Origin of the sequence: Intrasporangium calvum, assembly GCF_028446585.1 — a bacterium.
GTDB lineage: Bacteria > Actinomycetota > Actinomycetes > Actinomycetales > Dermatophilaceae > Intrasporangium > Intrasporangium calvum_A.
In genome coordinates, this window is sequence record NZ_JAPFQL010000042.1 from 24,626 (window position 1) to 38,018 (window position 13,393).

10 protein-coding genes are annotated in these 13,393 nt (G+C 70.0%); 2 read left to right on the forward strand and 8 right to left on the reverse strand.

Features of this window, described 5'->3' with window-relative positions; translation table 11 throughout:
* Positions 1 to 59 precede the first annotated feature (59 nt).
* The 3 genes from OO014_RS10880 to fdxA form a co-directional block, all read right to left on the reverse strand.
* Complete coding sequence (locus OO014_RS10880) at positions 60 to 1,340, reverse strand: citrate synthase (protein ID WP_272462337.1); 1,281 nt, start codon at positions 1,338 to 1,340, stop codon at positions 60 to 62.
* A gap of 361 nt (positions 1,341 to 1,701) precedes the next feature.
* A complete protein-coding gene (dapC, locus tag OO014_RS10885; protein ID WP_272462338.1) occupies positions 1,702 to 2,814 on the reverse strand; it encodes a succinyldiaminopimelate transaminase in 1,113 nt (370 codons plus the stop codon).
* Positions 2,811 to 3,137 carry a ferredoxin gene (gene fdxA / locus OO014_RS10890; RefSeq protein WP_272462339.1) on the reverse strand — a complete coding sequence of 109 codons (327 nt, stop codon included), beginning with the start codon at positions 3,135 to 3,137 and terminating at the stop codon, positions 2,811 to 2,813. The genes dapC and fdxA overlap by 4 nt, the downstream gene beginning before the upstream one ends.
* A gap of 64 nt (positions 3,138 to 3,201) precedes the next feature.
* Between fdxA and OO014_RS10895 the strand changes: the two genes are divergently transcribed.
* Positions 3,202 to 4,242, forward strand: coding sequence for a GNAT family N-acetyltransferase (locus tag OO014_RS10895; RefSeq protein WP_272462340.1), 1,041 nt, complete (start codon positions 3,202 to 3,204; stop codon positions 4,240 to 4,242).
* A 167-nt stretch (positions 4,243 to 4,409) separates the two neighbouring features.
* Here OO014_RS10895 and OO014_RS10900 read toward each other — a convergent pair whose 3' ends face one another.
* The 5 genes from OO014_RS10900 to OO014_RS10920 form a co-directional block, all read right to left on the reverse strand.
* A complete protein-coding gene (locus OO014_RS10900; RefSeq protein WP_272462341.1) occupies positions 4,410 to 6,107 on the reverse strand; it encodes a VanW family protein in 1,698 nt (565 codons plus the stop codon).
* 134 nt (positions 6,108 to 6,241) lie between these two features.
* Positions 6,242 to 7,126, reverse strand: coding sequence for an N-acetyl-1-D-myo-inositol-2-amino-2-deoxy-alpha-D-glucopyranoside deacetylase (mshB, locus tag OO014_RS10905; protein WP_272462342.1), 885 nt, complete (start codon positions 7,124 to 7,126; stop codon positions 6,242 to 6,244).
* Positions 7,127 to 7,200: 74 nt separating this feature from the next.
* The gene (locus tag OO014_RS10910) at positions 7,201 to 9,024 is read right to left on the reverse strand and encodes an ABC transporter substrate-binding protein (RefSeq protein ID WP_272462343.1); all 1,824 of its coding nucleotides are present in this window, start codon (positions 9,022 to 9,024) and stop codon (positions 7,201 to 7,203) included.
* 7 nt (positions 9,025 to 9,031) lie between these two features.
* The gene (gene typA, locus OO014_RS10915) at positions 9,032 to 10,930 is read right to left on the reverse strand and encodes a translational GTPase TypA (RefSeq protein WP_272462344.1); all 1,899 of its coding nucleotides are present in this window, start codon (positions 10,928 to 10,930) and stop codon (positions 9,032 to 9,034) included.
* A 13-nt stretch (positions 10,931 to 10,943) separates the two neighbouring features.
* Complete coding sequence (locus OO014_RS10920; RefSeq protein WP_272462345.1) at positions 10,944 to 11,405, reverse strand: (deoxy)nucleoside triphosphate pyrophosphohydrolase; 462 nt, start codon at positions 11,403 to 11,405, stop codon at positions 10,944 to 10,946.
* Between the two features lie 274 nt (positions 11,406 to 11,679).
* Between OO014_RS10920 and OO014_RS10925 the strand changes: the two genes are divergently transcribed.
* A complete protein-coding gene (locus OO014_RS10925; protein WP_272462346.1) occupies positions 11,680 to 13,362 on the forward strand; it encodes an ABC transporter substrate-binding protein in 1,683 nt (560 codons plus the stop codon).
* Positions 13,363 to 13,393: the final 31 nt, after the last annotated feature.

A 13,393-nucleotide genomic window follows, 5' to 3' on the forward strand; every position in this document is an offset into this window, starting at 1 on the left:
GCATCGGGCCCCGGACCGACATGCGTCGGGCCGGGGCCGGAAGATGCGTCGAGCGTCGGTCAGCCCTGGTAGTGACGCTCCGTCTGGCCGACGTAGATCTGGCGCGGACGGCCGATCTTGGTCTCCTGGTCGGTGATCATCTCGCGCCACTGGGCGATCCAGCCCGGCAGACGGCCGATCGCGAACAGCACGGTGAACATCTTCGACGGGAAGCCCATCGCCTTGTAGATGAGGCCCGTGTAGAAGTCGACGTTGGGGTAGAGGCGACGCTCGACGAAGTAGTCGTCGGCGAGCGCGATCTCCTCGAGCTGCTTGGCGATGTCGAGCAGCGGGTCGTTCTTGCCGAGCTTGGCGAGGATCTCGTCGGCGGCCTGCTTGATCAGGGCGGCGCGCGGGTCGTAGTTCTTGTAGACCCGGTGGCCGAAGCCCATCAGCCGGATGCCGTCCTCCTTGTTCTTGACCCGCTGCATGAACTGCTTGGGGTCCTCGCCGGAGCTGCGCAGGTCGCCGAGCATCTCGAGGACGGCCTGGTTGGCGCCGCCGTGCAGGGGCCCGGAGAGGGCGTGGATGCCGGCGGAGACGGAGTTGAACAGGTTGGCGTGGGCGGAGCCGACGAGACGGACCGTGGAGGTGGAGCAGTTCTGCTCGTGGTCGGCGTGGAGGATGAAGAGCAGGTCGAGCGCCTTGGCGACGGTCTCGTCGACGACGTAGGGCTCGGCCGGCACGCCGAAGGTCATCCGGAGGAAGTTCTCGACGAAGTTGAGCGAGTTGTCGGGATAGATGAACGCCTGCCCGACGGACTTCTTGTAGGCGTAGGCCGCGATGGTCGGCAGCTTGGCAAGGAGGCGGATCGTGCTGATCTCGACCTGCTCCTCGTCGAAGGGGTCGAGGCTGTCCTGGTAGAACGTGCCGAGCGCGGAGACGGCCGAGGAGAGCACCGGCATCGGGTGCGCGTCGCGCGGGAAGCCGTTGAAGAAGGCGCGCAGGTCCTCGTGGAGCATCGTGTGCCGGCTGATCAGCTCCTCGAACCGGGCCAGCTCGTCGCTCGTCGGCAGCTCGCCGTAGATGAGGAGGTAGGAGACCTCGACGAAGCTGGAGGCGCGGGCGAGCTCCTCGATCGGGTAGCCGCGGTAGCGCAGGATGCCCTGGTCACCGTCGATGTAGGTCACGGCGCTCTTGCACGACGCGGTGTTGACGAAGCCGACGTCGTAGGTGACCAGACCGGTCTCCTTGAGCAGCGAGTTGACCCCCAGCCCGTTGCTGCCTTCGGAGGCCGCGACTCCTGGGAACGTGAGTTCCTTGTCGCCGACCTTGAGCGTCGCGTCCACTGCGTTCGTCACTGTTGATTCGCCTCCTCGAGAACCGACCGACGGGCCGGGATGTCCGCAAGGGACGTTACCCCAGCGGGGTGTCCGCGCGAAAAGGAGGTCCGGCCCGTGACTGCACGGGGGGATTGAGCGGATTCCGTATGCCGCTGGGCTCGCTCCCCGGGTCCCGCCCCACTCTCGGGTCGGATCGTCTCGAGCCAGAACTGCGCACTCCTGGTCCGCGTCCGCAGTTGCAGCAGGAGTGCGCGGTGCAGCACGCACGGGAGCGGCAAGTGCGCACGTCATCCAGAAGTGCGCACTCCTCGACCCGGCACCGGCCCCGGGAACCGGGCGCGCGACGGGGTCGATCCAGTGGGGCGGGCGCTCACTCGCGCTAGAGCCGGGTGGCCGCCGCCCTGATCCGTTCGTCGGTTGCCGTGAGGGCGATGCGCACGTGCTGGGCTCCGGCGGGGCCGTAGAACGAGCCGGGTGCGACGAGGATGCCGCGGTCGGCCAGGTCGGAAACCGTTGTCCAGCAGTCCTCTTCGCGAGTTGCCCAGAGGTAGAGGCCCGCCTCGGAGTAGTCGACGCGCAGGCCGGCGCGCTGCACCGCCTCGAGCAGGATCTCGCGGCGCAGGCCGTAGGTGTCGCGCTGCTCGGCGACGTGCTCGTCGTCGCGCAGGGCCGCGGCCATGGCGTGCTGGATCGGCGCGGGCATCATCATGCCGGCGTGCTTGCGGACCTCGCGGATGCGGGCGATCAGGTCGGCGTCGCCGGCGAGGAACGCGGCGCGGTAGCCAGCGAGGTTGGACTGCTTGGAGAGGGAGTAGACGGACAGCAGGCCGGTGTGGTCGCCGCCGCACACGTCGGGGTGCAGGATGCTCGGCGTCGCCTTGCCGAGCTGTCCGGGCCGCCAGTCGAGCTCGGCGTAGCACTCGTCGCTCGCGACGACGACGCCGTGCTCGCGCGCCCAGGAGACGACCTTGGCGAGGTGCTCGACGCCGAGGACCTGGCCGTTGGGGTTGCCGGGGCTGTTGAGCCAGAGCAGCTTGGGCGTCGTGGCCCGGGTGAGCGGCCCGAGGCTGGTCAGGGACTGGACGACGACGGCGGTGGCACCGGCGAGGCGGGCCCCGACGTCGTAGGTCGGGTAGGCGACCTGCGGGATGCCGACGACGTCGCCGGGCCCGAGCCCGAGGAAGGTCGGCAGCCAGGCGACGAGCTCCTTGCTGCCGATGGTCGGCAGGACCTGGGTCGGCTCGAGCCCGGGGACGCCGCGGCGGCGGGCGAACCAGTCGCAGATCGCCGCGCGGACCTCTTCGGTCCCGATCGTCAGGGGATAGCCGTGGGCGTCGGCCGCCTCGGCGAGGGCTCGCTGGACGAACGCGGGCGTGGGGTCGACGGGTGTGCCGACGGAGAGGTCGACAAGGCCCTCAGAATGAGCACTCGCCCGCGCCCGGTAGGGCGCGAGCGAGTCCCATGGGAAATCCGGTAGGGAACGGTCGATCACTCGGCGTTGCCCTGAGGTGGCAGCGCCACGATGAGCGGGTGGTCCTTGGCGATCTGGCCCATCTTGGCCGCGCCGCCGGGGCTGCCGAGGTCGTCGAAGAACTCGACGTTGGCGTTGTAGTAGTCGGCCCACTCCTCGGGGACGTCGTCCTCGTAGTAGATGGCCTCGACGGGACAGACCGGCTCGCACGCGCCGCAGTCGACGCACTCGTCGGGGTGGATGTAGAGCGATCGAATGCCCTCATAGATGCAGTCGACCGGACACTCCTCGATGCACGCCTTGTCCTTGACGTCGACACAAGGCTGGGCGATGACGTAGGTCATGAAGACCGGACCTCCTACAGGAGCGATGAGAGAGCGGTTCGTGCTCGCGCCTAGTATGCCGGACATGGCCGACGCGTCTAGGGACCGCCCCTCCGATAGGACGGAAGTAACAGACCCGACGGCCCGCTTGCGGGAGGGTAGCCGCGTCGTCGTGCGGCAGCGCCTCGGTGGCCGCGAGGTCACGGACGTCATCGGCGAACTCGTCGAGCGCACCGCGGACGTGCTCGTCCTCGAGACCAAGGCGGGGCGCGTGGAGGTGCCGCGACGTGAGGTGGTCGCGGCCAAGCCCGTCCCGCCGCGCCCGACCCGACCCGGCCCGGCGCACCTGCGCGTCTCGCTCGACGACCTCGCGCGCCTCGGTGCCGAGGGCTGGGTCGCCGTCGACGAGGAGCCGCTGGGCACGTGGCTGCTGCGGTCGGCGCCGGGCTACACGGGCCGGGCCAACTCGGCTCTCGTCGTGGGCCCGCCGCCCGAGGACCTCGACGCCGCGATCGACCGGGCCGAGCGCTGGTACGCCGCCCGCGGCCAGCGCGCGATGTTCCAGGTCAACGGCCCGACGGGTTTCTCCGTCGCCGGAGACCCGACCGGGGCGCGGCTTCTCGAGCGCGGCTACGTCGCCGGCGGCGGGCGCCAGGACTGGGACCGCGTCCTCGTCATGACGGGTCCGGCCTCCGGGATTCCCGCTCCGGGGGCTGAGGCCCCGCAGATCGAGGTCGTCGACGAGCTGACCGACGAGTGGCTGGCCGCCTACAGCGGGGGCCGTCCCACGGTTCCCGGCATCACCGAGGCCGTCCTCACGGGCAGCGAGCGGCAGCTCTTCCTCTCCATCCGCGACGTGAGCAGCGACGAGGTCGTCGCGGTCGTCCGGCTGGCCCTGCACACCGGCTGGGTCGGCGTCTTCGGCCTCTGGGTGGACCCCCAGCACCGCCGCCGTGGCCTGGCCCGGGCGGTCATGGCCGCGGTCGGCCGGATCGCCCGTCAGGACCGCCGTCCGGCCATCTACCTGCAGGTGTCGGGCGACAACGACGCGGCCATCACCTTCTACGAGGCGCTCGGCTTCACGGTGCACCACGAGTACACCTACCTGGTGCAGCCCACCCCCTGACGATCGAAAGAGCAGTTCGCGCGCTCGCGGCTGCCCTCCACTTTCCCGCACAGGCGGGAAAGTCGCGCTGCGGCACTCGCCGACTCAGCTCACCCAGAGGTATGCCGCTGGGACCGCGCCCGGGAGCGGGAGCGAGCCCAGCGGCATACGGCCAAAGGGGTCCCCGGCTAGGGCTTGGCGTTGGGGTCGGTGCAGATGATCTCGTGCTCGGGGATGTAGTGCGTGTTGACGGCCTCGCTCTTGACGAGGGTGGACGAGCCCGGCCGGTACCACTGCCGCGTCACGGTCACGTCGAAGCCGGGCTGCGGCTGCTGCGGGTAGCAGGTCGGCGAGTCGTCCTTGATCGTCTCGGGCTCCTTGACGTTGCGCCGCTCGCCCTTGATGGACTTGATGTCCCAGGTCTTCGTGGACCAGACGCGCCCGTGGACGTAGCCGCCATCGACCCAGGTCTGCAGCAGCATCCCGTGGGGGGTGTCGTTCTTCCACTTGTTGTCGACGGAGGGCCAGAAGACGGTCGCCTCGCGCCCCTCGGGGTAGCGCGGGATGAAGAAGGCGTGCGGGGTGAACTCGAGGATCTGCACACCGGCGAAGTAGGCCATGTTGTAGATGACCGTGGAGACCTGGGAGATGCCGCCGCCGGTGCCGCGGGTCAGGCGGCCGTTGATGATGACGGTGCCGTCGCGGTAGCCCTTGGCGGTGGTGCGCTCGCCGAGGATGCCGTTGAGGCTGAAGGTCTCCCCCGGCGCGATGTAGGTGCCGTTGATGGTCCGGCTCGCGACGATGAGGTTCTGGGTGCGCGTGGTGTCCTCGGGCGGGAAGGGCGACTGGAAGTCGACGACGAGCTCCTTGACGCCGGCCTTCTTGGCGTCCTCGGTCGTGAACTTCGGCTTGGTCGTGACGACCTTGAGCTCGACGCGCCGGTCGTCGGAGGTCATCGCGGTGATGACGCCGTCGGCGATCGCGGACTCGTCGACGGCGGTCCCGTCGACGGAGGGGATGATCCTGGGCCGGCCGCCCTCGAAGGTCCAGCTGGCGTCCTTGGCCTTCTTCGTCGAGACCTTGACCTTGCTGGAGACGACGGCGGTGAGCTTCTTCGTGTCGAACTTCGGCTCGAGCGCCCCCTTGCCGTCCGGCACCATCTTGACGGCCGGGGCGTAGTCCTCGGGATCGATCTTGCCCTTGCTCGTGCCCGCGACGACGGTGATGGGCCCGGACATCGCCTTCTCGCCGAAGTCCCGGGCCGCGGCGGCGACGGCCTCGCCGGTCACCTGGGGCTCGATGGGGCTCACGGTGGCCGTTGCGGTCGTGGCGTGCGGGAAGGCCTTGCGCAGGGCGAGCTTGGTGCCCGCGATGTCGAGGGTGCGACCGGCGACCGGCGCCGTGACCTCGACCTTGCCGTCGGGGAAGGTGACCGAGCCCTCGGTCGGCTTGGTCTCGACGGACGGCGCGAGCTTGGTGAGGGTCTGGGTCAGCACCTCGTCGTCGACGTGGGTGAGCAGGGGCGCCTTGACGGACCCGACGAGACGGTTCCAGACGGTCACCGGGTTGAGGGTGAAGCCGGTGAGCCCGTCGAGCGTGCGCTCCGCGTGGACGGAGAACCCGGCCTCGCCGGGGATGATCTCGACGGGGTCCTCGATGCCGGGGACGCTGAGCGCGATGGGGGTGGCGAGGAGCGGCTTCGACTTGGTCTCGATGGCCTGCTTCGCCTCGGCCTCGGTCAGCCCACCGATGGGGATCCCGCCGACGGAGACCGTGGACGGCAGGTGCTGCGCCGACCAGGCGGCGAGGCCGACGTAGCCACCGATGAGCACGACTGCGGCGACGAGCAGTCTGATGATGGTGGCGCGGCGGTCGTTCGGTGCCATGGGCTCTCCGTGCAGGGCGAGGTCGTCAGCGCACGATAGCCCAGCGGTCCGACGGACCGCCGGGCTCCCCAGTGCGCGGCCTGTTTCCCAGGCAGGCATATGGTTGCATGATCAACCGGTTTGGTGGGAATCGGTCAGTCGACGAGGCCCGCCGCCGGGCGCTCGGTCCGCTCCCCTGCCTCGCCGGGCGACGGCTCCCACGTGCGCGGGTCGACGCGACGGAAGCCCTCGCGGTCGGTGGTGCGGCGGGCGATGAGGTTCGACAGGGCGTGCAGGTCGTCGGTGGCGACGATGACCTGCGTCGCGTGGGCGCGCAGCGCGGCCAGCTTGGCCGCCCGGGTGCCGGCGTCCTCGACGACGTGCGTGACCAGCGCGTCGTCGACCACGGACGGCGGGTAGGGATCGTCCTCGCCCGCCACGACGAGGCCGTATGCCGCTGGGCTCGCTCCCCGGGTCCAGGCGCGGTCCTCCTGCGCCCAGGTCCGCGGGGTGAGGATCTCGTAGGTGTGAGCGGGCAGCTCGGCGTCCGTGAGCTGGTCGAGCGCGGCGCGGGTGAGGCGGTGCGCCTGGATGTGGTCGGGGTGGCTGTAGCCGCCCTGGGGGTCGTAGGTGACGACCACGTCGGGCCGCAGCTCGCGCAGGAGACCGGCGAGGGCGGCGCCCGCCTCGGTGAGGTCGGCGTTGACGAAGGCGTCGCGGCGGACGGCGGCGGCTGAGCCGGCCATGCCCGAGTCGCGGTAGCGGCGGCGGCCCAGGCCGTCGTGGCCGAGCAGGTGGCCGGTGGCGCCGAGCGCGTCGAGGGCCGCGGCCAGCTCGCCCCGGCGGTGCTCGGCGAGCAGGTCGTCGGGGTGCCCCTCGAGCTCGCTCAGGTGGGCCGGGATGACCTCGCCCTCCTCACCCAGGGTGCAGGTGACGACGTGCACCTCGTCGCCACGGGCGACGTGGTGGGCCATGGTCGTCCCGCACGTCAGGGTCTCGTCGTCCGGGTGGGCGTGGACGAGGACGAGTCGGCGGGCCATCTGCTCCTCCGTGATGTCAGCGGGTGTCAGCGGGTGTCAGCGGGTGTCAGCGGGTCAGCGGGTGTCAGGGCGGGTCAACGGACGGCGACGGTGGCGACGTCGACGATGCCGCCGACCGCGTGGTCGTCGTAGTGGAGCACGCCGGCCCCGTGGATGTGCAGCACCTTGGTCGCGGCGAGCGCGACGTAGCCGCCACGCTCCCGGATCAAGGTGTCGGTGTCGGCCCAGATCGCGGCCCGCTCCCGTGGGCCGGAGGTGCCCTGGGCCCGGTCCATCAGCTTGGCAACGGCCTTGTCGTCGAAGTAGCCGACGTCCTGGCCGGGGCCAGTCGAGTCGATGTTGATCCGGGCGTCGAAGAGGGCGGGCAGGACGCCGCTGGCCGAGGGGACGTCCGGCTGCCAGGACCCGCGGAAGACGTCGTAGTCCTTGACCGAGGACGGCTTCTCGATCGTCTTGTAGTAGTCCTCGGGCTTGACGGAGGTGCGCTCGACCTCGAAGCCGGCCCGCTCCCAGCCGGCCTCGAGCGCGGCGTAGGCCTTGTCGATGAGCAGGGACTGCGCGTGGACGACGCGCACCTTGACGGGAAGCTCGACGCCGGCGTCCTCCAAGAGCTTGCGGGCCGCCTCGGGGTCGCCCTCCAAGCGGGCACCCTTGGGCGGCCGGAGGCCGGCCTCGCTGATGGTCGGGCCGAGGATCGACCAGGTCGGCGAGCCGGCTCCCTCGCCGCCGGTGGCGGTGACGTAGGTGGCCCGGTTGGTCGACAGGGCGAAGGCCTTGCGGACGACCTCCTTGGACATGACCTTGCTGCGCATGTTGAGGGCGAGGTAGTCGACGCTGCCGGTGTAGGGGAAGGTGAGCCGGGCCTGCAGGGCCGTGCCGGCGTGGTTGCGCAGCGTCGGCGACGCCTGGACCCACGAGACCGCCTGGGCGTCGCTCCCCTGCTGGTTGAGCAGTCGCTCGATGACCGTCTCCTCGTCGAGGCCGGTCGTCACGACGATCTGGTCGGGGTAGGCCTTGCGGACGGGGTCGGTGTCGGCGTCCCAGTGCTCGTTGCGCACGAAGGTGCCGCCCTTGCCGGGCTGCCAGGTGCCGTCGAGCCGGTAGGGCCCGGACGAGAAGACGTCGAGGGAGGCCTGCATCTCGGTCGACTCGGCCTTCTTGTCGTCGCCGCCCTGGCCGGCCGGCTTGACGTCGGCGTCAGCCCCCGCCTGGCGCGGCGCGAACTCGGGCAGCGCGACGATGTGCGGGAAGTCGCGCTCGGCCGTGCGCAGGTGGAACGTGATGGTGCGGCCCTTGCAGACCACGGCCTTGAGGAAGGACTTCTCGTTCTTCGTGTCCTTCGGCCCGGAGTAGGCCGGCTTCTCGAGGCCCTCCGCAGTCACCTTGGTCGGCACGTTGAGCAGGAAGCTCGCGTAGTTCGTGCCGGCCACGTGGGTCGTGCGGTCGAAGGTGCGGGCCACGCCACGACGGATGTCTTCGCAGGTCACCGGCTTCCCGTCCTGCCACGTGACGCCTTCACGCAGGGTGAACTGCCACGTCTTGCCGCCGTTGGACTCCTTGCCCGTGGTCGTGGCGAGGTCGCCGACGAGGTCGCGCTCCTTCTCGCCCGTGCCGTAGGTCGTCAGAGTCCGCACGAAGGTGCGCTGGGCGAAGAAAGCCTCGGGCCCGGGATACATCACCTGCGGGTCCCACGTGGCGATGTTGCCCGCGACGAGGACGTTGAGGGTGCCCCCGGCCTGGGCCGGCGCAGCGCGGTCCGTGGCCGCCCCGGTCGGGTCCGCCGACGTGGCCGCCATGAGGTCCTCGGGGCTGCACGCAGCCGTCGCGGCCAGGGCCAGCACTGCCGTCAGGGCAGCGCCGACCCGAGCCAGGCTCCGCGGACGGGGCAGGAGGGACACGGCAGGGTCAGCCCTCCGCCTTGGCCGCCGCCCTGGCGCGCGCGGCCGTGCGGGAGCGCTCAGTGGCGTCGAGCACGACCTTGCGGATGCGCACGGCCTCGGGCGTGACCTCGACGCACTCGTCCTCGCGGCAGAACTCGAGGCTCTGCTCGAGGCTGAGCTTGCGCGGCGGGACGATCTTCTCGAAGTTGTCGGACGTGGAGGAGCGCACGTTCGTGAGCTTCTTCTCCTTGGTGATGTTGACGTCCATGTCGTCGGAGCGGGAGTTCTCGCCGACGATCATGCCCTCGTAGACCTCGGTGGTCGGCTCGACGAAGAGCGTGCCGCGCTCCTGGAGGTTGACCATCGCGTAGGCGGTGACGACGCCGCTGCGGTCGGACACCAGCGACCCGCTGATCCGGGTGACGATCGGGCCGAACCACGGCTCGTAGTCCTCGAAGACGTGGTGGGCGATGCCCGTGCCGCGCGTCTCGGTGAGGAACTCGGTGCGGAAGCCGATGAGCCCACGCGACGGCACGAGGAACTCCATCCGGATCCAGCCGGTGCCGTGGTTGGTCATCTGCTCCATGCGGCCCTTGCGGGCGGCCAGGATCTGCGTGATGGGGCCGAGGAACTCCTCGGGGGTGTCGATGGTGAGGCGCTCGACCGGCTCGTGGACCTTGCCATCGACCTCGCGCGTCACGACCTGCGGCTTGCCGACGGTCAGCTCGTAGCCCTCGCGGCGCATCTGCTCGACGAGGATGGCGAGAGCGAGCTCGCCGCGGCCCTGGACCTCCCACGCGTCGGGGCGCTCGGTGGGCAGGATGCGCAGCGACACGTTGCCGATGAGCTCGCGGTCGAGGCGGTCCTTGACCATGCGGGCGGTCACCTTGGCGCCGCGGACCCGGCCGACCATCGGGCTGGTGTTGGTGCCGATGGTCATCGAGATCGCGGGCTCGTCGACCGTGATGAGCGGCAGCGGCATGGGGTTGTCGGCGTCGGCGAGGGTCTCGCCGATGGTGATGTCGGGGATGCCGGCGACGGCGATGATGTCGCCGGGGCCCGCGCTCTCGGCCGGCTTGCGCTCGAGGGCCTCGGTCATGAGCAGCTCGGTGATCTTGACCCGCTGCTGGGAGCCGTCGTGGCGGCACCACATGACCTGCTGGCCCTTGCTGATCGTGCCGTTGTGGACGCGGAGCAGGGCGAGGCGGCCGAGGAAGTTGGAGGCGTCGAGGTTGGTGACGTGCGCCTGCAGCGGAGCCTCGTCGTCGTAGGTCGGCGCGGGGATCGTCTCGAGGATCGTCGCGAAGAGCGCCTCGAGGTCGTCGCCGTCGGGCAGCTCGCCGTTCTCGGGGCGGTTGAGCGAGGCGCGGCCGGCCTTGGCCGAGGCGTAGACGATCGGGAAGTCGATCTGCTCCTCGGTCGCGTCGAGGTCGAGGAAGAGCTCGTAGGCCTCGTCGACGACCTCGGCGATGCGCGAGTCGGGACGGTCGACCTTGTTGATGCAGAGGATGACGGGCATCTTCGCGGCGAGCGCCTTGCGCAGCACGAAGCGGGTCTGCGGCAGCGGGCCCTCGGAGGCGTCGACGAGCAGGACGACGCCGTCGACCATGGACAGGCCGCGCTCGACCTCGCCGCCGAAGTCGGCGTGGCCGGGGGTGTCGATGATGTTGATCGTCACGCCGTCCTCGAGGCCCCGCTCCTGGGCGGAGGCGCCCCGGTAGTGGACCGCGGTGTTCTTCGCGAGGATGGTGATGCCCTTCTCCCGCTCGAGGTCGCCGGAGTCCATCGCGCGCTCGTCGACGTGCTGGTGCTCGCCGAACGCACCGGACTGCCAGAGCATCTTGTCGACGAGGGTGGTCTTGCCGTGGTCGACGTGAGCGACGATGGCGACGTTGCGGATGTCCGCGCGGGTCTTCAGGGGCATGAGGGACAGTCTCTCAGGATTTTGCGGAGCCTCCGAACGCGCCGCCGAGGCGGGCCTCCAGGGCGTCGACGATGGGCAGGTCGGCCGGGAGCCAGGGCACGTCCCGCAGCTCGGTCACGCCGAGCCAGCGGACGGCGTCGTGGTCCTCGATGGGGGCGGGGACGCCGTCGCGGACCTCGGCGATCCAGACGAGCATCTCGTAGCGCTCGCCCACCGCCCACGTGGCGCCGGGCAGCGGGCCGGGCAAGTGGGGGCCGAGGCGGATGGTGACGCCGAGCTCCTCCAGGACCTCCCGGTGGAGCGCGGACAGGGGCGACTCCCCCGCGTCGACCTTCCCACCGGGCAGCTCCCAGCCGCCGGCGAGCGCAGGGGGCTCGGTCCGTCGGGCGGCGAGCAGCCGCGTGGGGTGCTCGAGGTCGTCGACGATGGCGGCGCCGACGACGAGCCGCAGCCCTTCGCGCGGGTCAGTCGTCATGGGGTCCCCTGTCCATCTGGTGTGCGGTCCAACGTCGATCATGGCGTATGCCGCTGAGCTCGCTCCCGCACGTCGGCACGGTGCCGCTCCTGCCGCCCCGGGGGCGCGCCTTGAGTATCGGACGGATAAACATTGTCCGCCATCTGGGATATCACCGGTCGATCCGGACTAGGTTGCTCCCCAACCGATCGTGGCGACGATGCCCGCCGCCGTGAAAGGTCTCCTCTTGGTCGGCCCATTCCCGGGCGGCCTTCGCACTAGAGCGAGGTAACTCATGAAGTTCTTCCGGAAGGCTGCACCGGTCGCGATGCTCGCGACGGTCGCGCTGACCCTCGGGGCGTGTGCCCAGTCCGAACGTGACGCCGGCACGCCCGGAGCCACCAACGGCGGCGGCGCGGCCAGCGGTGGCACCCTCACCTTTGGTGCCGCCGGAGCCCCGAAGCTGTTCGACCCCTTCTACGCCACTGACGGCGAGACCTTCCGCGTGACGCGGCAGATGTTCGACGGCCTGCTCCAGCTCAAGCCGGGCACGGCCGACCTCGAGCCGGCGCTCGCCACCGACATGCCGACGTCGTCCGACGGCACCACGTGGGAGTTCAAGCTCCGCGAGGGCGTCAAGTTCTCCGACGGCGAGGCCTTCAACGCGGCCGCCGTCTGCAGCAACTTCGAGCGCATGTTCGACCAGAACGCCGACGCCCAGAAGGGCCCGGCCGACTACTGGTCCTACACGATGGGCGCGTTCAAGGACAAGGCTGCCGACTCCCTCTACAAGAGCTGTGAGGCGAAGGACGAGACGACCGTCGTCATCGCGCTCAACCGCGTCAGCTCGGCGTGGCCGGCGATGCTGGCTCTCCCGTCCTTCTCGATGCAGAGCCCGAAGGCCCTGACCGAGGGCAAGGCCAACGACGTCAAGGCTCAGGGTGAGGGCTTCGTCTACCCGGCGAACTCCCAGAACCCGGTCGGCACGGGTCCCTTCAAGTTCGAGAAGTACGACCAGGCCAATGGCACCGTGACGCTCGCGCGCAACGACGACTACTGGGGCGCCAAGGCCAAGCTCGACAAGCTCGTCTTCAAGATCGTCCCGGACGAGTCGACCCGCCGCCAGGAGCTCAAGGCCGGCAGCATCCAGGGCTACGACCTGCCCAACCCGGTCGACTGGAAGGGTCTCGAGGACGAGGGCAACCAGGTGCTCGTGCGCCCGGCGTTCAACATCCTCTACATGGGCCTCAACCCGGAGAAGAACCCGAAGCTGAAGGACCTCAAGGTCCGTCAGGCCCTCTACCACGCCCTCAACCGTGAGCAGCTCGTCCAGACGCAGCTGCCCGAGGGTGCCGCGGTGGCGACGCAGTTCATGCCCGACACCGTCGCCGGCTACAACAAGGACCTGCAGCCGTACGCGTACGACGTCGAGAAGGCCAAGTCGCTCCTCAAGGAGGCCGGCGCCGAGGGCATGACGCTCAACTTCGCCTACCCGACCGAGGTCTCGCGTCCGTACATGCCGAACCCGCAGAAGATCGCCGAGGCGCTGCGCACCGACTTCGAGGCCGCTGGCATCAAGGTCAACTTCACGGCCAAGCCGTGGAACGGTGGCTACCTCGACGGCATCGACGCCGGCTCGTTCGACGCGTGGATCATCGGCTGGACCGGTGACTACAACGCGGCCGACAACTTCATCGGCACGTTCTTCAAGGGCGAGAACAACGACTTCCACACCTACGTCCAGGACTGGGGCAAGACGCTCAACGACGACCTCGTCGCCGCTGACAGCATCCCGGACGAGGCGGAGCGCACCGCGGCCTACGAGAAGCTCAACCAGCAGATCATGGAGGAGTACCTCCCGGGTCTCGCGCTGACGCACTCGCCGCCCGCGCTGGTCGTCGGCCCGGACGTCGAGGGCATCGTTGCCTCGCCGATGACCGCCGAGGAGTTCAACACCGCCTCTGTCGGAGGCAAGTGATCCTTGCCTGAGGCCACCTCAGGCCCGGACA